A 19,355-nucleotide genomic window follows, 5' to 3' on the forward strand; every position below is an offset into this window, starting at 1 on the left:
CCCGGCGAGTGTCCTGCCCTATCCGCGAATCCCTCGCGAGCACCTCCGGGACTGTCGCTCCTATCAGGCCGACACACCCACCCTATCCCGGAGCTCCTCGCGAGCAGCTCCGGGATAGGGGCCGCCTGTCCGGGATACGGACCCGAGCAGCACGGAGATAGACCCGCCCTATCCCCGATGCCCGATCGAGGGCTTCCGATACAGGACGGAGGACTTCAGCGGGGGGCGCGAGTCCCTCCGGGATAGTCGCGAGGTCCTCAGCGGGGGTCGCAGTGGAGTAAATTAGCGCCCCTGTCGCCTTCCGCCCCGGTTCCATGCGCATCCTCCACAGCTCCGACTGGCACCTCGGCCAGCATTTCATCGGCAAGACCCGCCAGGCCGAGCACCAGGCGCTGATCGCCTGGCTGCTCGAACAGGTAGAGGAACAAAAAGTGGATGCGGTGCTGATCGCCGGCGACATCTTCGACACCGGCACGCCGCCGAGCTATGCGCGGGAGCTGTATTCGCAGCTGGTGGTGGGCTTGCACGAAGCCGGCGTGGCGCTGCTGCTGCTCGGCGGCAACCACGATTCGGTGGCGACCCTCGGCGAGAGCCGCGACCTGTTGGCCCGCCTCGGCGCCACGGTAGTGCCAGCCGCCGACGTGGCAGACGAGCAGGTCCGCGTGCTGCCCCGGCGGGACGGCACGCCAGGCTGCGTGGTCTGCGCGATCCCCTTCATCCGCCCCCGCGACGTGATCCGCAGCCAGGCCGGGGACAGCGCGGAGGACAAGCAAGCCTCACTGCAAGCGGCGATCCAGGCCCACTACCACGAGGTCTTCGCCGCCGCCGAGGCCCGCCGCAGCGCACTCGCCACCGAGCTGGGTCGCAGCCTGCCACTGATCGCCACCGGCCACCTGACCACCGTCGGTGCCAGCGCCAGCGAGTCGGTGCGCGAGATCTACGTCGGCGCGCTGGAGGCCTTTCCGACCAGCGCCTTTCCGCCGGCCGACTACATTGCCCTCGGCCACATCCACCGACCCCAGCGGGTCGGCGGACTGGATCACATCCGCTACAGCGGCTCGCCGATCCCGCTGTCCTTCGACGAGGCTGGCCAGCACAAGGAAATGCTGCTGGTGGACCTGGACGCCGCCGGCCTGCAGGTCGTCACGCCGCTGCCGGTGCCGCGCTTCCAGGCCCTTGCCAGCCTGACCGGCAACCTCGACGAACTGCAGGCCGCCGTCGCCGCCGCCGCACTCGACGGCAATCCTGAAAACCCGGTTTGGCTGGAAGTGGTGGTGCGCACCGACGACTACCTGGCCGACCTGCCGGCCCGCATCGAAAGCCTGACCGACGGCCTGCCGGTGGAAGTGCTGCGCATCCGCCGTGCCCGCGGCACCGCTGCCAGCCTGGTCTCCGAGGCCCGCGAGACCCTGGACGAGCTGACGCCGGACGACGTCTTCGCGCGCCGCCTGGCCCTGGAAGAGCTGTCCGACGAACTGCGCAACGCCCTCACCGAGCGCTTCCGCAGCGTGCTTGCCGGCCTCGAGGAGAACCCGGCATGAAGATCCTGCGCCTGCGCCTCAAGAACCTGAACTCACTCAAGGACGAGTGGAGCATCGACTTCACGCGGCCGCCCTTCTCCGACAACGGCCTGTTCGCGATCACCGGCCCCACCGGCGCCGGCAAGTCCACGCTGCTCGACGCCATCTGCCTGGCCCTCTACCACGAGACGCCGCGCCTCAAGAGCATCTCCGCATCGGCCAACGACATCATGACCCGCCACACCGCCGACTGCCTGGCGGAGGTGGAGTTCGAGGTAAAGGGCACGGTGTACCGGGCCTTCTGGAGTCAGCGCCGGGCCCGCAACAAGCCCGACGGCGCGCTGCAGGCGCCCAAGGTGGAACTGGCCGAGGTGGATGCCGCCAGCGGCGAAGGCAGGATCCTCAGCAGCCAGATCAACGACAAGCTGAAGCGCATCGAGGCCATCACCGGCCTCGACTTCGCGCGCTTCACCAAGTCGATGCTGCTCGCCCAGGGCGGCTTCGCGGCCTTCCTCAACGCCAGCGCCAACGAGCGCGCCGAGTTGCTTGAAGAGCTGACCGGCAGCGACATCTACGGCCTGATCTCGGAGCGCGTCTACCGCCAGACCCAGGAAGCCCGCCAGCAGCTCGACCACCTGAAGGCCCGGGCCGAAGGCGTAGAACTTCTGAACGCTGAAACCCGCGCGGAGAAGGAACAGGCCCTCGCCGCCCTCGCCAACGTCCAAACCGACACCCGCCGCGAACGGGACGCCACGCTGGCCCTGCGCCAGTGGCGAAGCGGCGTGGACGACGCCGAACGGGAGGCCGGCGTGGCCGCCACCCGTCTGCTGGCTGTCGACCAGACCATCGCCGAGGCCGCCCCACTGCTCGGCCGACTCGCCGCCGGCGAACCCGCCGAAGCCCTCAAGCCGGTGCATGAGCAATGGCAGCAGGCCGAAGCCGCCGTCCGCCACGGCGAAGCGCAGCTACAGCAACTCGCCACCGAGCGTCTCATGCTGGAAGGCGAGCAGGACCGCCAGCACGCCGCCGCCGACCAGCTGGCCCGTCACATCGCCGCCGCCACGCGCCGGCACTGGCAACAACTGCAGGACGAGCAACTCAGCCTCGACACCTTCTGCGCCAGCCATGCGCGCCGCGGCCAACTGGGCGAGCAACTCGGCGCCTGGCGCCAGCAGTTCGAGCAACGCCAGACGCTGCAGCAGGCCTTGAGCGATGGGCAACGCAGCGTCGACGCACTGGCCGCGGAAATCCTCCAGCACGAAACCCGGCTCGCCCAACAGACCCAAGCTCTGGCTACGGCCGGGCAGGCCCGGACGCAGGCCGAAGCGGAACTCAACACCGCCCAGGCGGCCCAGATCCAGCGCCTGGCCGGCAGCAGCCTCGGCGAGCTGCGCCAGCGCTGGCAGCACGCCCAGGGCGCCGTCGCCCTGTGGCAGCAGCTCGACGAGCTGGCCGGCCGGCGCCGCGAACAGACCGCCCGCCACGCCGAGCTGACCGGTCAGCTGCAGCGCGAGCAGGCCGTCATTGAAGCCCGCGACAAGGCCCTCGTCGCGCTGCGGGAAAAGCACGCCGTCCTCAAGGAACAGGTCGCCGACAAGCAAAAGATGCTCGACCAGGAACGGCGCATCCAGAGCCTGGAAGCCCACCGCCAGCACCTGCAGCCGGGCGAGGCCTGCCCCCTGTGCGGCGCCACCGAGCACCCGGCCGTCGCCGCCTACCAGGCCCTCGATGTCTCCACCACCGAGGCCGCGCTGAAAGCCCGGCAGGCCGAGCTGGAGGCGCTCATCGAGCAGGGCCAGAAAGCCCGCAACGAGCTGACCGCGCTGCAAACCCGCCGCGACGCTGCGCAGGCCGAGCACACCCGCCTCGGCGGCGAGCTGGCCCGCCTGGCCGCCGAGTGGTCCGAGCGCCACGCCGCGCTCGGCGATGCGCTGGCCACCAACGACTGGCAGCATCCAGAACGCCTGCAAGCTGCCCGCGCCACCGCAACTCAGGCCCTGAACCACCTCGCCGAGACCCTGCAGGGCGCCGAGCAAGGCGAGCGCCTCGTCCAGCAGGCCACCCAAATCGCCCACACTCGCAGCCAAGCCTGGCAGGCCGCAGGCAGCCAGCTGGAACTGGCCCGCCAGGCGCTGGCCACCAGCCGGACCCGCCACGCCGACAGCACGAGGCAGCTCGACGTACGCCGGCAGGAGCTGGCCGCCCTTGAGGACCGCCTCGGCGCCAGCCTGGCCGATGCCGGGTTCAGCCTGCCCAGCGAGCCCGGCCCGTGGCTGCGCGAACGCGACGCCGAATGGCAGGAGTGGCAAGCTGTGCAGCAACGCCGCCAGCTGCTGGCCACCGAACTCAGCCGCCAGCAGGCCCGCTGCGAGGCCGCCGATGCCGACGCCGCCCAATGGGAATCCCGCTGGGAAAAGCTGCAGGAGATGCGCGACACGGCCGTCGCCGAGCTATCGCCCCCCGGCGACGATGCCACCGCCGCGCTGGCCCGCTGCGCCGAACGGATCAGCAGCCTGGCCGCCGAACTCGCCGCACTGCACGGCCGCCGCCAGCAACTGGAACACAGCCTGGCAGACCAACACAGCACACTGATGACGGCCAGCGGGAACTGGCAAACCGCCCTCGCCGCCAGCCCCTTCGCCGACCGGGACGCCTTCCTCGCCGCGCTCTTGCCGGCCGACGAGCACCAACGCCTGCAGCAGCACAAGGACAAGCTGCAGCAGGCCCGCCAGCAGGCCGACACCCTGCTGCGCGCAGCCCGCGGCAAGCACGCCGGCCTGCTCGCCGAAGCCCGCACGGCGCTACCGTTGATCGAACTGGAACGCCTGCTGGCGGAACAGGAAAACCGGCTGCGGGAACTCGACGAACGCCACGGCGCCGAACGCGCCCTGCTCGACAGCGACGCCCAGCGCCGCCGCAGCCAGCAGGCCCTGTTCGCCCAGATCGACGCCCAGGCCGCCGAAACCGAGCTGTGGCTGCGCCTCGACGGCCTGATCGGCTCCGCCAAGGGCGACAAGTTCCGCAAGTTCGCCCAGGGCCTCACGCTGGACCACCTGCTGCACCTGGCCAACCACCATCTGGCCCGCCTGCACGGCCGCTACCTGCTGCGTCGCAGGACCAGCGGCGAACTGGAGCTGGACATCGTGGACAGCTGGCAGGGCGAAACAGCCCGCGATATCCGCACCCTGTCCGGCGGAGAGAGCTTCCTGGTCAGCCTGGCCCTGGCCCTGGCCCTGTCGGACCTGGTCAGCCACAAAACCTCCATCGACTCCCTGTTCCTCGACGAAGGCTTCGGCACCCTCGACGGCGAAACCCTCGACATCGCGCTGGACGCCCTCGATACCCTCAACGCCAGCGGCAAGATGATCGGCATCATCAGCCACGTGGAAGGCCTCAAGGAACGCATCCCCGCGCAGATCCGCGTGGACAAGGGCGGTGGCGTAGGGCACTCCCGGCTGGCGGTGTAGGCCGGCTATTTCCGAGGGGCGAATCCACGCCCCCTCCCGTACATCATATACAGGCAGCAAACAGGAAGACGCCTGTCCGGGATTTCAGTTTTTTCCGGTTTATGCCGTAATCAAGGGCCAACAAGACATAACCCTGGCATGTTTTCCCCCAGCGACTTCTTCAAACTGGATTCGGCTCCCGGCGTGCTGCTGTACAGCAGTTTCAGCCCGTGGATGATCGCACTGTCCGTAGCCATTGCGGTGGTTGCCTCCCTCAGCGCCCTCTACGCGGCGGGCCTGGCCCGGCGTGCCAATAACCGCAGACAACGCCTGATCCTCGTCGGCACCGGTGCCATCGCACTGGGCGGCGGCATCTGGTCGATGCACTTCATCGGCATGCAGGCTTTCGAGTTCTGCCCCCCGGTGAGTTATTCCCCCCCGCTCACGCTGCTGTCCATGCTGCCCGGCCTGGCGGCGGCGCTGGTTGCCCTGCATCTGCTTGCCCACAACCACATCAGCCGGCAGCAACTACTCGCCGGGGGCACACTGGTCGGTACGGGCATTGGCATGATGCATTACAGCGGTATGGCGGCGATGGTCATGGCCGGCAAGCTGCGCTACGACCCATGGTGGTTCGCGCTGTCCGTCGTGACGACCATCGTGCTGGCGGTTTGTGCACTGTGGCTGCGCTTCCGGCTGCGCCGCCTGCGCCACCGCCTGCCCAGTTGGGCCGGCATGCTGATCAGCGGCATCGTGCTGGGTTGTGCGGTAGCCGGCATGCATTACATCGGCATTGCCGCGGCACGCGTCGTCGTCGTCCCGGTGGCCGGAGACAATCCCGTCAATACCGACCCAAGCTTCCTGACGGTTGCAGTCACGCTGGCGACTCTCAGCCTGACCCTGCTGGTGGCGGTGGCCAATGGCCTGCTGCGCTACCAGCAGCTGTACCGCCAGGTCGAGTCGAAGGAAGCGCGGCTGCAGGCCATTCTGGACACCGCGGTGGACGGCATCGTGACCATCGACCGCCATGGGCTGGTGCGCAGCTTCAACAATGCCGCCGAACGGATCTTCAACTGGCAGGCGGAAGACGTGGTGGGCCGCAACATCAACATGCTGATGCCGGAACCCCATCGCACCCGCCACGACAGCTACCTCAGCAACTATATGGAGAGCGGCATAGCCAGGATCATCGGCACTGGCCGGGAAGTCACCGCCATGCGCCGGGACGGCAGCGTGTTCCCGATCCGGCTCGCCATCGGGCGAACCGAGGTACCGGGCGAAACCCTGTTCGTCGGCTTCATCACCGACATCAGCCAGTACAAGGAACTGGAACAGGCCTTGCGCGACTCCCGCGACCGCGCCGAACTGGCCGCCACCAGCAAGACGGCCTTCCTGGCCAACATGAGCCACGAGATCCGCACGCCGATGAACGCCATCATCGGCTTTACCGAGCAGTTGCTCGAGACGCCGCTGGACACCCAGCAGCGCCGTCACCTGGACACGGTGAGCCGCTCGGCCCGCTCCCTGCTGGGGCTGCTCAACGACATTCTCGATACCGCCAAGCTCGAACGTGGCGCGATGGAGATCGAGAACATGGATTTCTCGCTGCACGACGTCGTGTTCCAGGTTGCCGCCTCCCTGCGTCTCGGCGCAGAGGCCAAGGGGCTCACGCTGGACATCGATTACGCGCCCTCCCTCGGCGAACACTTCAGGGGCGACTCCTTGCGGATTCAGCAGGTTCTGACCAATCTGCTCGGCAACGCCATCAAGTTCACCGAACGCGGCAGCGTGAAGGTGTCGGCCGAGGGCGAAGCCGGGGCCGTGCGTCTGATCGTCGCGGATACAGGCATCGGTATACCGGCCGACCGGATCGCCCGCATCTTCGAGCCCTTTGCACAGGCCGACGCATCCACCAGCCGTCGCTTCGGCGGCACCGGATTGGGCACCACAATCGCCCGCCAGCTCATCGAGCTGATGCATGGGCGGCTGGACGTGGAGAGCGAAGTCGGGGTCGGCAGCCGCTTCATCGTCGAGCTTCCCCTCGAACGAGGCGGCCCGATTGCCAGTGCACCGGACTCCGCCCTACCTGCCCTGCCCCCCCTGCGCATCCTCGTTGCCGACGACGTGCCGCAGAACCTCGAACTGTTGACGCTGGCCCTCGGCCGGGCCGGCCACCAATTGGTCACCGCCAGTGACGGTGAGGAAGCACTGACGCTCTTCGTGGCCGGACGCTTCGACGTGGTGCTGATGGATGTCCAGATGCCGCACACCGACGGCCTCGAAGCCACGCGGTGCATTCGTGCCCACGAACGGCAGCACGGCCTCAGCCCTACGCCGATCATCGCCCTCACCGCCAGCGTACTCAACCAGGACCGGATTGCCGCGCGGCAGGCAGGAATGGATGGTTTCGCCTCCAAACCTCTGGACATACCGCGACTGCTGGCCGAAATTTCCCGGACCACCGGGCACACCGTCACCGGGCACCCTCCGGCCCACACGCCGGCGAGCTGCGACGCCATCGACTGGCAGCGCGGGATCGCCCTGTGGGGAAGCGCAGATGCGCTGGAGCAGGCGCTGCGCCGTTTTGTCGACATCCACGCCAGCGCACCTGAAGCACTGTCGAGGCTGGCCATGGACGCGGACCATACCTCGCTCGAACGCGCCGCCCATCGCCTGCGAGGAGCAGCCGCCAATCTGTGCCTGTCCGTCGTCAGCAGCGTCGCGGAACGCATCGAAAGCGAAGCCGGCGCGGCGCATTGCGAACACCTCGCTCCCTATTTCCACACCTTGCGGGATGCCATCGACGCGGTGGTTACGGAACTCTCGCGCCGCGGCCCCGGTCACCCTGAAGCACCGGCACCAAGCACCGGCCGGGCCGACGTCACTGCGCTGGCCAGCCAACTGCACGCTCTGCTTGAACATGGAGAGCTCGACGAGAACATGTTGCGGGAACTTCTCTCCATACTGCACGCCGATGGACGCCGCCCTGCCGCCGAAGGAATCGAGCGGGCCATCAACGACTTCGAATTCGAGACCGCCCAGCAGGAATTGCTGGCCCTGTATGACTGAACTACTCCACACCCCCACATCGTCCGGATGCGACCACCGTCCCAAGCTGCTCCTGGTGGATGATGAGCCCACCAACCTGCAGGTGTTGCGCCATATCCTGCAACAGGATTACCGCCTGCTCTTCGCCAAGGACGGCCCCCGTGCGCTCGAGCTGGCCAGCACAGAACAACCCGCGCTGATCCTCCTCGACGTGATGATGCCGGGCCTGACCGGGCTCGATACCTGCCGCCAGCTCAAGCAGAACCCCTGCACGGCGACGATCCCGGTGATCTTCGTCACCGCCCTGAACGACTCGACGAACGAGACGGAGGGCTTCGAAGCCGGCGCGGTGGACTACATCACCAAACCTTTGAGCGCCCCCGTGGTACGTGCCCGCGTGCGCACCCACCTGTCGCTGGTGCGGGTCGAGGAACTCGCCACCACCCGCCTGCAGGTCATTCAGCGCCTGGGACGGGCGGCCGAGTTCCGCGACAACGAGACCGGCCTGCACGTCATCCGCATGAGCCATTACGCCCGCATCCTGGCGCTCGGCGCCGGCCTGAGCGAGCAGGCCGCCGACGACATATTCCTCGCCGCGCCGATGCACGATGTGGGCAAGATCGGCATTCCGGACGCCATCCTGCTCAAGCAGGGCCCACTGGACGAGGCCGAGTGGAAGATCATGCGTCGCCACTGCGAGATCGGCGCCGAGATCATCGGCGAACATCCGTCCGGGCTGCTGTGCATGGCCCGCAGCATCGCCCTGAGCCACCACGAAAAGTGGGATGGCAGCGGCTATCCGAACGGACTGGCCGGCGAGGCCATTCCGCTCGAAGGCCGCATCGTCGCCATCGCCGATGTCTTTGATGCGCTGACCAGCGCACGCCCCTACAAACAAGCGTGGGACGTCAATGACGCGGTCGGCAGCCTGCGCCAGAACGCGGGCACGCACTTCGAGCCGGCTCTGGTGCAGTGCTTCATCGACAAACTGCCGGACATCCTGGCCATCAAGGCACGCTGGCCGGACGAACCCTGATTCAGCGCAGACCTTCGACCAGGCTCCGCGTCACCTCCGCCGCGCCAACCTCCCGACAGCCGAGCACGTTCTGGCCGCACCACAGCGGCGAGAAGTCACCGCTGCCGCGGCTCTCGGCGGCGGCACGCAGCGGGGCGATAGCCGAGGTGGCCAGCGGGAATTCCGGCGCCGCGGGGCTGAGCGGGCCGAGCTCGCGCATCACGCGATTGACGATGCCCCGCGCCGGGCGGCCGGTGAACAGGTTGGTGAGGGCCGTGTGGCCGGCGGCCGAGCTCTTGAGGGCAGCACGGTGCACGGCGCTGGTAGTGGCTTCGGGGCACAGCAGGTAGGCGGTGCCTGCCTGCACGCCGGCCGCACCGAGGGCCAGGGCCGCTTTCACGCCACGGGCGTCGACGATGCCGCCGGTGGCGATCACCGGCACCTTCACCGCATGGACCACACGTGGCAGCAGTGCAAAGGTACCCGACTGGACGCTCAGGTCGTGGTTCAGGAAATGGCCGCGGTGGCCGCCCGCCTCCAGGCCCTGGGCGATGATCGCGTCGGCGCCGTGGGCTTCGAGCCACAGGGCCTCTTCCACCGTGGTGGCGGACGACAGCACCTTGGCACCCCATTTTTTGACCCGCGCCAGCAGCTCGGCGGACGGCAGGCCGAAGTGGAAGCTGACCACCGGCGGGCGAAAGGCTTCAATGATGTCCGCCGTCTCGGCAGAGAACGGATTGCGGCCGGGGCCGGCCGGAATGCCCGCCGGGTCGATGCCGAACTCTGCGTAGTACGGCGCCAGCGCGGCGCGCCACGTGGCCTCCCGCTCGGCGCGGGGTTGCGGCGGGCGGTGGCAGAAGAAATTGACGTTGTAGGGCTTGTCGGTGGCCACGTGGATGGCCGACAGTTCCTTCTCCAGCGCCTCTGGGCTCAACATCGCGCAGGGCAGCGAGCCGAGGCCGCCCGCCTCGGATACCGCGATAGCCAGCGCGCTCCCCTGCACGCCGGCCAGCGGGGCCTGGATAACTGGCAGGGTGATGCCGAAAAGCTCGGTGATGCTCATCAGAAAATCTCCTTAAATGCCGAAATGCAGGCGGACGCGCTCGTCCAGCAACTGCCTGGCCTGGTCTTCATCGCAGTCGGCCAGGCGGTCAAAGACTTCCCGCGCGATGGGCCGGAAGGCGTCCATCACGGCGGGATCGAAATGGCTGCCGCTGTCTTTGTCCAGGATCGCCATCGCGGCCTCAAAACCCAGCGGGGCCTTGTAGGGACGTTTGGAACACAGCGCGTCGAACACGTCGGCGACCGCGAAGATCCGTGCGGCCAGCGGAATCGCCTCGCCGGCCAGCCCGCGCGGATAGCCGGCACCATTCCATTTTTCGTGGTGACCGGCCACCACCGCGGCGGCGCCTTCCAGCCAGCCGATGCCGGTGACGATCTCCTCGCCCTGCTGCACATGGGTACGCATGGTGTCGAACTCGTCTTCATCGAGCTTGCCCGGCTTGAGCAGGATCGCGTCGGGAATGCCGATCTTGCCGACGTCGTGCAGGAAGCTGCCGGCGATCAGGGCCTGCATGGCCTGGCCGTGCAGGCCCAGCCGCTCGGCGATGCGGGTGGCGATCCAGGCGACCCGGTAGTTATGGGCGCCGGTATCCGAATCCCGCTTGGCGATGGCGCGGCCGAGGGCGTCCATCATCGAGATGTGCGAGTCGAGTACCTCGCGGGCCTTGCGCTGGTTGTCCGCCGACAGGCGCACCACCACCGGATAGATCACCGCGCCGCACAGCAGCGATGCCAGCCCGGCCAGCAGGGCCGCACTCAGCGCATTGGCCCGCATCTGCTCACGCTGCCAGGCGGACACCACCCGCACACCCTCGAAATAGCCGCTGATGCGGCTCAAACCACCGGCTTCCGCCTCCTGCAAGGGCACGAAAACCCGCAACACCCACAGCGCATCGCCGAAGCTCAGGCTTTCATAGGAGGCCGCCTGGTAGGTCGGCCGGCCGTGTCCGGGCAGCCGCTCCTCCACGGCGGCGCCAGCGTCGGTCATCGCCTCGGCGAGCTTGTTGCCGTGTTCATCGTAGATCTCGGCGATGTCGAACAGCCCACCGGCGATGGTACGTGCCGCCTTGGCGGCCTTCTCCTGCGCCTTGGGACCATTCAGCGTGACGGCGTCGAAATAGCGCAGCAAACGGCGCGACTCCTCCATGGCCAGGGAAACGGTGGCTTCCTCCGCGTTTTCGCGGGCCACGAACCAGGCGATCGGGCTGGCGATCGCCGCCAGCAACAGGCTGACGGCGGCAATGCGAATGGCGGTACGCCTGTTGAACGTGTTCATGCCCACAACGATGCTTGTCTCTTGTGACGAGGACGCCATTATCGCCGCGAGGCCCATGCCACCGCCAATCGACCATCAGGGCCGCAACAGGATCGCTCCGTGACTGCGGCCGGACTCCAGCAGACGCTGCGCATCGGCGGCGCGGGCCAGGGGCAGCACTTCACCGACGCTGGCCTGCAGGCCGGACTGCAGACGGGCCAGCGTCGCCGCGGCGCCTTCCCGGTAACGCCCCAGATCGGCCATGAAGCGGAATACGCCGGGCCGCGACAGGGCGATGGAGCGGGCAGGACCGAGCTGGGCCAGATCCAGCGGACCGCTGTCGCCGGCCACTTGGCCAATGCTGGCCACCATGCCGTAAGGACGCACCACGCCCAAGGTCGCGGTCAGCGTGGCGCCGCCGATGCCGTCGATGGCGTAGTCCACACCCTGGCCTCCGGTCAGGTCCTGCACCGCGCCGACGAAATCCGCGTCCCGGTACAGGATGGCGTGATCCAGGCCATGGAGGCGCGCCAGCTCGGCCTTGGCCGGCGAACCGACGGTGCCGATGACCCGCGCACCAAGTGCCTTGGCCCACTGCACCAGCACCAGGCCCAGGCCACCGGCCGCCGCATGAACCAGCAGGGTGTCGCCAGCCTTCACCGGGCGAACGTGAGTCAGGAGCATGTGGGCGGTGATGCCGCGCAACAGCAAGGACGCAATGGTGTCGTCGGCCACATCCTCCGGCAGAGCCACGGCACGTGCCGCCGGCAGGTTGCGGGCCGTAGCGTAACTGCCGGCAGGCGGGCCCGCATAGGCGATGCGCTGGCCCACCTGGAGCCCTTCCACCCCAGCGCCGATGGCCTCGATGACGCCCGCCGCCTCGACGCCCAGCGCCGCCGGCAGGGCGGGCAACGGATACAGACCGGTACGGTGATAGACATCCACGAAATTGACGCCAATGGCCGTATGGCGCACGCGGATCTCGCCGGCCCCTGGCACGGGCAGGCGGACGGTTTCCAGTTCGATTTCCCCTGCGCCGCCATAGCAATGGATGACGGCTTGGGTGGCCGGGGCGAAGGAACTGCTGTCGCCCGACAATGCGGTGCTGCTGCTCATGATCTGCTCCTGGGAGTTTAAGTGGGCATCCCGATGGGATTGCAGGCACAGCGTACGGCGCGCAAAATCAATCAACAATTCCAAATATACAAACACTTTCTGTGCAAAAAAGCCCGATCAATCCGGCCGCCGCCGCGGTCCTGCAGTGGGACGACGTGCGCCACTTCCTGGCCCTGGCCCGCCACGGCAGCCTGTCCGGCGCCGCACGCCGGCTCGCCGTCGAGCACAGCACGGTGGCGCGCCGCGTGGAGGCGCTGGAACACGCCCTCGGCCTGCGCCTGTTCGACCGCCTGCCGCGGGGCTGGACGCTAACGCCGGAAGGGGAAGCCCTGGCCGAACAGGCCGGGCGCATGGAGGACGAGGCGCTGGCCTTCTCGCGCCTGGCCCTGGGCGTTGGCGCCCTGCAGGGCACGGTGCGCATTTCCGCACCGCCGGTGATCGCCAGCCATTTCCTGGTGCCGCGCCTGCTGCCGCGGCGGGAGGCCTGGCCGGGCATCACGCTGGACATCGTCGGCGAGAGCCGCGAAGCCAACCTGGCCCGCGGCGAGGCGGACCTGGCCGTGCGATTATCCCGCCCCAGCGCAGGCGGTCTGGTGGCCCGTCCCCTCGGGCAGCTCGGCTACGGGCTCTACGCCACCCCCGGCTACGCGGCGCGGCCTGCGGATGCCTGGCAGTTCCTGGGCTACGACGACAGCCTGAGCCAAGTGCCGCAGCAGAAATGGCTGGACGAGGTTGCCGCGGGGCGCCGTTTCATCCTGCGCAGCAACGACCTCGCCGCGCTGCTGCAGGGCGCCCGCAGCGGCCATGGCATCGCCGCGCTGCCCCATTTCCTGGGTGCCGGCGATCCCGCATTGGCGCCGCTGGCCGCCGGCCCCTGTCCGACGCTACGTCCGATCTGGCTGGTCATGCATCCGGACGTGCGCCGTTCGCCACGGGTGCGCGCGGTCGCCGACGCGCTGCTGTCAGTCTTCGCGGATGCGGCTGACCTGCTCAGCGGCGAGACCGTTAATGGAGCCTGACCCCCACTCGGCAACGAACACCTCCCGAAACTGACGCGGCCAGACCACACGCTGCTCGCCCAGGCGCCGGGCCGCCGTGGTGTTCATCAGCGCCGAACAGACCCGCGCATGATCCACGAGTTCTCAGCAGCTTGCCGCACCGAGACCACCACCGGCTCACAACTGCAGCATGTCCTTGGTGCACGCCCCTTCATACACCGAATCCATCGTGATACGGATCTGCACGTCCTGGCCACCCTTATGGACAAGCTGCTGGACCTCGGAACGCAGGTGACGCGGCGCCACGGTGTTGTGGATCTGCATCTCCACCGAATTGCCGTCGGCCATCGTGCAACTCATCTTCCAGCCAGCCTGGGCCTCGCTGCGGGTGGCATCCGAAATACGGCAGTGCGCGCCCTGCTTCTCCATCTTGTCCTGATCGATGCCAGGCGTCAGATAGGGATCGCGGGCCAGAAAGGCGGGTGTTAGACAGAGCTGCGTATTCATCTCCGATACGGTGCGGACCGGACTGGCCGGGGTTTCGCGCGCGGTGACCACCGTCTTGACCTTCCAGCCCCCCGGCTGAATGGTGGGACTGGCGAGCACAGGCACGCCAGTCAGAACCAAGGGCAGGACGACGGCGCAGTACAGGGTACGGACTGACATGGAAACCTCCGGCCGGGGAATGGATGAACGGAAGGATGGTGCCACGGACCGCCGGCTTCCGGCCCACGCCACAGGACGCCCGTCGGCCGTGACATTTTCCGGCCTGCCGGACCACCTGTCCGGCCGGGAAACCCCCGACGACACCTGGCACCATTGCGGTGCAAATACCCCTTTGTGGGTATCAAATACTGGATGTCGGCCAAAAACCGCACACATATGGTGCATATGTGTGAATTTCCGTGACGCCGGCAGGGGAAATATATTGCATAACGCAAAGTCCTAAGCACCTGATTCACCAAGGCGGTGCAGGCCGCTACGACTCTTTAGGGCAAAACAGGCGCAGCTCTTGCTAACGATCCTGCTTAGTTTTTGTAGCAGGAATCAGTCAATGCTCAAGAGTCAGAACATGTCCCTCAGCGGCGCGGAGAAAGCCTGGCTGCCGTGGTTCGGCCGGACCGGCAAGATCGCCATGGGCTGGGCCACGTCCCGCAACCGGCATCGCTACCCCGCCATCGAACAGACCTTCGAGGCCTTCGCGCAGACCCGCGTCCGTATCCTGAGCACCTGGGCCGACCAGCAGTGGGCCCACCTGGAAGGGCTGGCCCGCGAACTGGCCGGCAGCTGGCCGGACGTGGATGCCCGCCTGCTGCAACAGCGCCGCGAGCGCGCCGAGGACTTTTCCGAACTGTTCGTCGTCAACCAGCAGGGCATGATCATCGGCTCCACCGCCAAGGGCCGCGCCGGCTCCCGCGTGGCCGCCACCGCGCCGCTGCGCGCCGGGCTGGCTGGACGCTTCCTGCACGGCCCCTACCGCGACCCCGTCACCCAGAGCCTGCCCCAGTCCACGTCCCGCTTCCACGACGCGGTGACGCTGATGTTCTACCAGCCGATCAGCGTGGACGGCAGCATCGTCGGCGCCCTGTGCGGCCGCGTGCCCAACGACGTGATCGGCGACCTGATCCAGCGCGAGGCCGGCCACATCTTCCACGAGTCCGGCGACAACTACCTGTTCATGGTCAGGTCGGTGTTCGATCCGCAGATCGCCCCCGGCACGGCCCTGTCCCGCTCACGCTTCGAGGACGCCACCTTCACCGGCGGCGACAACCTGAAGGATGGTGTGCGCACGGCCTTCGGCACCGTGCGCGTGCAGGAACACACCGAGCTGGAGCTGATCTTCAACGACCCGGCCACCGGCCAGCTCCACCCCGGCGTGCGCGAAACGATCCGCAAGGGCGACAACCTCTTCGTCACCTACCCGGGTTATTCCGACTACCGCCATGTGCCGGTCATCGGCAAGGGCGTCACCTTCCGCCTGCCCGGCTCGCCGGACACCTGGGGGATGATGTGCGAGGCCGACCTGGAAGAGGTCTACCGCTACCGCAGCATCCCTTTCCGCCTGCTGCGCCTGTACATGGCGATCACCCTGGGCAGCTGGGGTGTCGCCGGCCTGCTCGCCGAGCTGGCCGGCCTCGGCCAGGCCGCCGTGCTCGGCACCGGGTTGGCGCTGCAACTGGTCGGTGCGGCGCTGTTCCACCAATTGGGCTGCATGCCGGTCAGCCAGCGGCTGCGCGAAGCGACCCGCGTGCTGCGTTCCACCACCGAAGGCGGCGGCAATCTGTCCCAACGCCTGCCGCGGGCCAGCGAACGTATCGACGAGGCCACCGTGCTGGCCCAGTGGGCCAACAGTTTCATCGACAACCTGGAACAGATGATCCGTCAGGTCGCCAAGACCACCAGCGAAATCGGCGATACCAACCGCAACATGCTGCAGAAGAACAGCCACGCGGACCAGGTGTCGACGAGCATGCAGGGCGCCATCGACGACATCCTCAACGCGATCCGTGTGCAGCTCAGCGAGATCGACGCCGCCACCACCAACACCGCTACCATGCAACAAGTCGTACAGCGCGTCAGCGAAGAGGCGCGCGAACAATTCGCGCTGGTCGAAGCCCGCAGCCAGGGCATCCGCAGCTCGGTCAACCTGTCGGCGACAACGATCCGCCAGCTCGAACAACGCGCGCTGGAGATTGGCCGCATCGTCACGCTGATCAACGAGATCGCCGATCAGACCAACCTGCTGGCCCTCAACGCAGCGATCGAAGCGGCCCGCGCCGGCGAGACCGGGCGCGGCTTCGCGGTTGTGGCCGACGAGGTGCGCAAACTGGCCGAACGCACCCGCGGCGCCACCGCCGACATCCGCGAGATGATCGACGGCGTGCAGAGCCAGGCCGAGGAAGCCGTGCGCACGATGGAAAGTGGCATGTCGGAGATGGAGGAAGGCCTGCGCCTGGCCACCGCCGCCAGCACCGACAAGCGGGAGATCGAGGCGGTCGTCGAGCGCCTGTTCATCACCATCAACCAGATCGCCGCGGCGACCCATGCCTACGGCGACCGGGTGGAGTCCATCTCCTCCGCCGCCGAGGCGATGCGCCACGCCACGCGGGAATCGGCGCGCAGCGCCGAACTCACCGGCTTTGCGACCGGCAAGCTGGAACAGACCATGGGCCAGTTCCAGGTCGCCTGAAGCGCGACCTGGAACCCGGCTTCAATCCGCCGCCGCCCCGTCGGCCCGCCCGGGCTCGACCGGCGGCAGCGGCGCGGCCTTGGGATGGGCATCGCCGCCGAGGGGCGGCTTGTGGGCGGCCCGGGTGATCCGCCGCACGGGAATGGACATGGCCACCACCTGCGGGTCCGGGTCGCGGATCAGTACCACGTTGAGCGTAAGCTTGCCGAGCGTTCCTGCCTCGATCAGGCCCTGCAGATCCGCTTCGGTGAGCCCGTCGTCGAAGGGCACATACGCAAACGCAGCATCCCGGTGGCGCAGCATGATGGTGGTGTAGCTCTTCCAGTCGCTCACCGCCCCCTTGGCGTCGATCGGCCGGAATTTGATCTCGTAGTCGCCCGTTGCGGTGTTGCCATGGGCCGCATTGCCCGCCTTGAGCCGGCGGCCGAAGCGGAAGTTGGGATTCAGCACCAGCAGCGGGGCGTCACGCAGATTGCGCACCTCGAAGTTGAGGGTATTCGGGTAGAGGGGATGCCCCGTGCCAACCGAGTAGGTGACATGCACCGAGAAGCCCGGCACCCGGCGGCGATACCAGGTCCGGATGAAGACGCCGATCGACACCGCCGCCAGCGTGGTGAGCATGTCCCAGATGCCATGGTCCGCCAACCACTTGAGGAGCTCCGCAACCTCCGCCGGAGAAAAGGGCAGCATGGGCGTCAGCCTTCGCCGCGCAGGCCTTCCACCAGGCCATCACGCAGCGCCGTGTAGCGCTGCTCCAGTTCCCTGCGCAGCTCCTTGCGGGCCTGGGCAGCCTGATAGCGGCGTTTCTCGTCTGGAGTGAAGGCACGCAGCGGCGGCACGCTGACCGGCTTGCGGTTCTCGTCCACGGCGACCATCGTGAAGAAGCAGCTGTTGGCATGGCGCACGACCTGGGTGCGGATATCCTCGGCGATGACCTTCACGCCGATCTCCATCGACGAGTTGCCGGTGTAGTTAACCGACGCCAGGAAAGTCACCAGTTCGCCGACGTGGATGGGCTGGCGGAACATCACCTGGTCCACCGACAGGGTCACCACGTAGCAGCCCGAATAACGCGCCGCGCAAGCGTAAGCCACCTGGTCGAGCAGCTTGAGGATGGCGCCGCCATGCACGTTGCCGGAAAAGTTGGCCATGTCCGGCGTCATCAGCACCGTCATGGTCAGCTGGTGAGCAGGGAAATTCATTGTTGTCTCCGTGGGGTCTGCAAGCATGGAGTTCAGGATAAACGCGGTCACGCGGGATGTCTCCCCGCACCGCGCGGAATCAGGCATCCTGTCGTGCACGAAACCTACAGACATGTCGACGGGCCGACCCCGCAGCACATGTCCCTCGAAAAACGGCACTACCTATTCCGCCAGCACCTTGGATGCCTCCATGAATGCCCAGGACAGCATGCAGCCTCCCCGCACCACCCGCAGCGTGGTGCTCGTCGTCGACGACGAGCCGGTGAACCGCCTGGTGCTGGGCCGCGTCCTCGAACCCTTCTACACGGTCATCAAGGCCGCCAACGGGACGGAAGCCCTGCAGGCGGCGGTCCAGGACCCGCCGCCCGACCTGATCCTGCTCGACATCATGATGCCGGACCTGGACGGCTTCGAAGTCCTCCAGCTGCTGCGCCGCGATCCCCGCACTGCCACCATTCCGGTGATCTTCGTCACCGCACTGATCGATGACGACAGCGAGCAGCGCGGCTTCGAGCTGGGCGCCTGCGACTACATCCACAAGCCGATCCGCGCGATCGTCGTGCGCGCCCGGGTGCGTGCTCAGCTGGAAGCCAAGGCCGCCCGCGACATGCTGGACAAGAACAACCAGCGCCTGCGGCACAAGGTGGAAGGCGGTGCCAAGGCCCTCGAAACCGCCCAGATGCAGTTGCTGCAGTCCGAGAAGATGGCCTCCCTCGGCCAGCTCGCAGCCGGTGTCGCCCACGAGATCAACAACCCGATCGGCTTCGTCGGCTCCAACCTGGGCAGCCTGGAGCGTTACCTGCAGGACTTGTTCGCCATCGTGGACGCCTACGAGGCGGCGCTGGCTACCAGCACGCCCGAGGCCGTTGCGGCCGTCGAGGCGCTGCGCCGCCAGCTCGACTATGACTTCCTGAAGGAAGACGCCCTACAACTATTGAAGGAATCCGCCGACGGCGTGGACCGCATCCGCAAGATCGTCAGCGACCTCAAGGATTATTCCCACACCGGCAGCGCCGACTGGCACTGGGCCGACCTGCACGCCGGCCTCGAATCGACCCTCAACATCGCCGCCAATGCGCTCAAGTACCACTGCTCGGTGGTCAAGGACTACGGCGAACTGCCGCAGGTCTATTGTCTGCCGTCCCAGCTCAACCAGGTGTTCATGAACCTGATCATCAACGCCGCCCAGGCCATCGAAGGCCAGGGCACGATCACCCTGGCCACCCGGCGCAGCGGCGACAACATGGTGCAGATCAGCGTCAGCGACACCGGCAAGGGCATTCCGCCGGAAGACCTGCAGCGTATTTTCGAGCCCTTCTACACCACCAAGCCGATCGGCAAGGGCACCGGTCTCGGCCTGTCCCTTTCATGGGGCATCGTCGACCGCCATCACGGCCGCATCGACGTGAGCAGCGAAGTCGGCAAAGGCAGCACTTTCACCGTCACGCTGCCGATCGAGGCGCCCACCGAGCACGCCTAGACGCCTCAGGTAAAAAAGACGGC

General features: G+C 67.5%; 13 protein-coding genes. 7 read left to right on the top strand and 6 right to left on the bottom strand.

What is annotated here, in order from left to right; translation table 11 throughout:
• Nucleotides 1-314 precede the first annotated feature (314 nt).
• The 4 genes from sbcD (at nt 315) to AC1PPK_RS03230 (ending at nt 9,050) form a co-directional block, all read left to right on the top strand.
• Entirely contained in the window at nt 315-1,541 is a 1,227-nt protein-coding gene (gene sbcD / locus AC1PPK_RS03215; protein ID WP_481116411.1) for an exonuclease subunit SbcD, read from the top strand.
• A complete protein-coding gene (locus AC1PPK_RS03220; protein ID WP_481116412.1) occupies nt 1,538-4,987 on the top strand; it encodes an AAA family ATPase in 3,450 nt (1,149 codons plus the stop codon). The genes sbcD and AC1PPK_RS03220 overlap by 4 nt, the downstream gene beginning before the upstream one ends.
• A gap of 138 nt (nt 4,988-5,125) precedes the next feature.
• Complete coding sequence (locus AC1PPK_RS03225; protein WP_481116413.1) at nt 5,126-8,035, top strand: MHYT domain-containing protein; 2,910 nt, start codon at nt 5,126-5,128, stop codon at nt 8,033-8,035.
• Nucleotides 8,028-9,050, top strand: a complete 1,023-nt coding sequence (locus tag AC1PPK_RS03230; protein WP_481116414.1) for a response regulator — start codon at nt 8,028-8,030, stop codon at nt 9,048-9,050. The genes AC1PPK_RS03225 and AC1PPK_RS03230 overlap by 8 nt, the downstream gene beginning before the upstream one ends.
• Before the next feature lies 1 nt (nt 9,051).
• Here the strand turns inward: AC1PPK_RS03230 and AC1PPK_RS03235 are convergent, their stop codons facing one another.
• The 3 genes from AC1PPK_RS03235 to AC1PPK_RS03245 form a co-directional block, all read right to left on the bottom strand.
• Entirely contained in the window at nt 9,052-10,092 is a 1,041-nt protein-coding gene (locus AC1PPK_RS03235) for an NAD(P)H-dependent flavin oxidoreductase (protein WP_481116415.1), read from the bottom strand.
• Nucleotides 10,093-10,104: 12 nt separating this feature from the next.
• Complete coding sequence (locus AC1PPK_RS03240; RefSeq protein ID WP_481116416.1) at nt 10,105-11,367, bottom strand: HD-GYP domain-containing protein; 1,263 nt, start codon at nt 11,365-11,367, stop codon at nt 10,105-10,107.
• A 75-nt stretch (nt 11,368-11,442) separates the two neighbouring features.
• Nucleotides 11,443-12,462 carry a quinone oxidoreductase family protein gene (locus AC1PPK_RS03245; RefSeq protein WP_481116417.1) on the bottom strand — a complete coding sequence of 340 codons (1,020 nt, stop codon included), beginning with the start codon at nt 12,460-12,462 and terminating at the stop codon, nt 11,443-11,445.
• A 101-nt stretch (nt 12,463-12,563) separates the two neighbouring features.
• Here AC1PPK_RS03245 and AC1PPK_RS03250 point away from each other — a divergent pair, with 101 nt between their 5' ends.
• Nucleotides 12,564-13,481 (top strand): LysR family transcriptional regulator, encoded by a 918-nt coding sequence (locus AC1PPK_RS03250; protein WP_481116418.1) that lies wholly within the window; start codon nt 12,564-12,566, stop codon nt 13,479-13,481.
• 156 nt (nt 13,482-13,637) lie between these two features.
• Here AC1PPK_RS03250 and AC1PPK_RS03255 read toward each other — a convergent pair whose 3' ends face one another.
• On the bottom strand, nt 13,638-14,126 hold the full coding sequence (locus AC1PPK_RS03255) for a DUF3617 domain-containing protein (protein WP_481116419.1): 489 nt from the start codon (nt 14,124-14,126) through the stop codon (nt 13,638-13,640).
• Between the two features lie 388 nt (nt 14,127-14,514).
• Between AC1PPK_RS03255 and AC1PPK_RS03260 the strand changes: the two genes are divergently transcribed.
• Nucleotides 14,515-16,650, top strand: coding sequence for a methyl-accepting chemotaxis protein (locus AC1PPK_RS03260; protein ID WP_481116420.1), 2,136 nt, complete (start codon nt 14,515-14,517; stop codon nt 16,648-16,650).
• 21 nt (nt 16,651-16,671) lie between these two features.
• Here AC1PPK_RS03260 and AC1PPK_RS03265 read toward each other — a convergent pair whose 3' ends face one another.
• Together AC1PPK_RS03265 and AC1PPK_RS03270 are read right to left on the bottom strand one after the other, a co-directional pair.
• Entirely contained in the window at nt 16,672-17,340 is a 669-nt protein-coding gene (locus AC1PPK_RS03265) for a hypothetical protein (protein ID WP_481116421.1), read from the bottom strand.
• Between the two features lie 5 nt (nt 17,341-17,345).
• Nucleotides 17,346-17,852, bottom strand: coding sequence for an acyl-CoA thioesterase (locus AC1PPK_RS03270; protein WP_481116422.1), 507 nt, complete (start codon nt 17,850-17,852; stop codon nt 17,346-17,348).
• Nucleotides 17,853-18,042: 190 nt separating this feature from the next.
• Here AC1PPK_RS03270 and AC1PPK_RS03275 point away from each other — a divergent pair, with 190 nt between their 5' ends.
• The gene (locus AC1PPK_RS03275) at nt 18,043-19,332 is read left to right on the top strand and encodes an ATP-binding protein (protein WP_481116423.1); all 1,290 of its coding nucleotides are present in this window, start codon (nt 18,043-18,045) and stop codon (nt 19,330-19,332) included.
• The last annotated feature ends 23 nt before the right edge of the window (nt 19,333-19,355 follow it).

This window comes from Zoogloea sp. JDB1 (genome assembly GCF_056724025.1).

Bases quoted from the DNA above. Each gene is read 5' to 3' on its own strand.
- AC1PPK_RS03270 (WP_481116422.1), bottom strand. From the start codon at position 17,852: ATGAATTTCCCTGCTCACCAGCTGACCATGACGGTGCTGATGACGCCG.
- AC1PPK_RS03255 (WP_481116419.1), bottom strand. From the start codon at position 14,126: ATGTCAGTCCGTACCCTGTACTGCGCCGTCGTCCTGCCCTTGGTTCTG.
- AC1PPK_RS03240 (WP_481116416.1), bottom strand. From the start codon at position 11,367: ATGAACACGTTCAACAGGCGTACCGCCATTCGCATTGCCGCCGTCAGC.
- AC1PPK_RS03275 (WP_481116423.1), top strand. From the start codon at position 18,043: ATGAATGCCCAGGACAGCATGCAGCCTCCCCGCACCACCCGCAGCGTG.
- AC1PPK_RS03265 (WP_481116421.1), bottom strand. From the start codon at position 17,340: ATGCTGCCCTTTTCTCCGGCGGAGGTTGCGGAGCTCCTCAAGTGGTTG.
- AC1PPK_RS03235 (WP_481116415.1), bottom strand. From the start codon at position 10,092: ATGAGCATCACCGAGCTTTTCGGCATCACCCTGCCAGTTATCCAGGCC.
- AC1PPK_RS03220 (WP_481116412.1), top strand. From the start codon at position 1,538: ATGAAGATCCTGCGCCTGCGCCTCAAGAACCTGAACTCACTCAAGGAC.
- AC1PPK_RS03260 (WP_481116420.1), top strand. From the start codon at position 14,515: ATGCTCAAGAGTCAGAACATGTCCCTCAGCGGCGCGGAGAAAGCCTGG.
- AC1PPK_RS03225 (WP_481116413.1), top strand. From the start codon at position 5,126: ATGTTTTCCCCCAGCGACTTCTTCAAACTGGATTCGGCTCCCGGCGTG.
- AC1PPK_RS03230 (WP_481116414.1), top strand. From the start codon at position 8,028: ATGACTGAACTACTCCACACCCCCACATCGTCCGGATGCGACCACCGT.
- AC1PPK_RS03245 (WP_481116417.1), bottom strand. From the start codon at position 12,462: ATGAGCAGCAGCACCGCATTGTCGGGCGACAGCAGTTCCTTCGCCCCG.
- sbcD (WP_481116411.1), top strand. From the start codon at position 315: ATGCGCATCCTCCACAGCTCCGACTGGCACCTCGGCCAGCATTTCATC.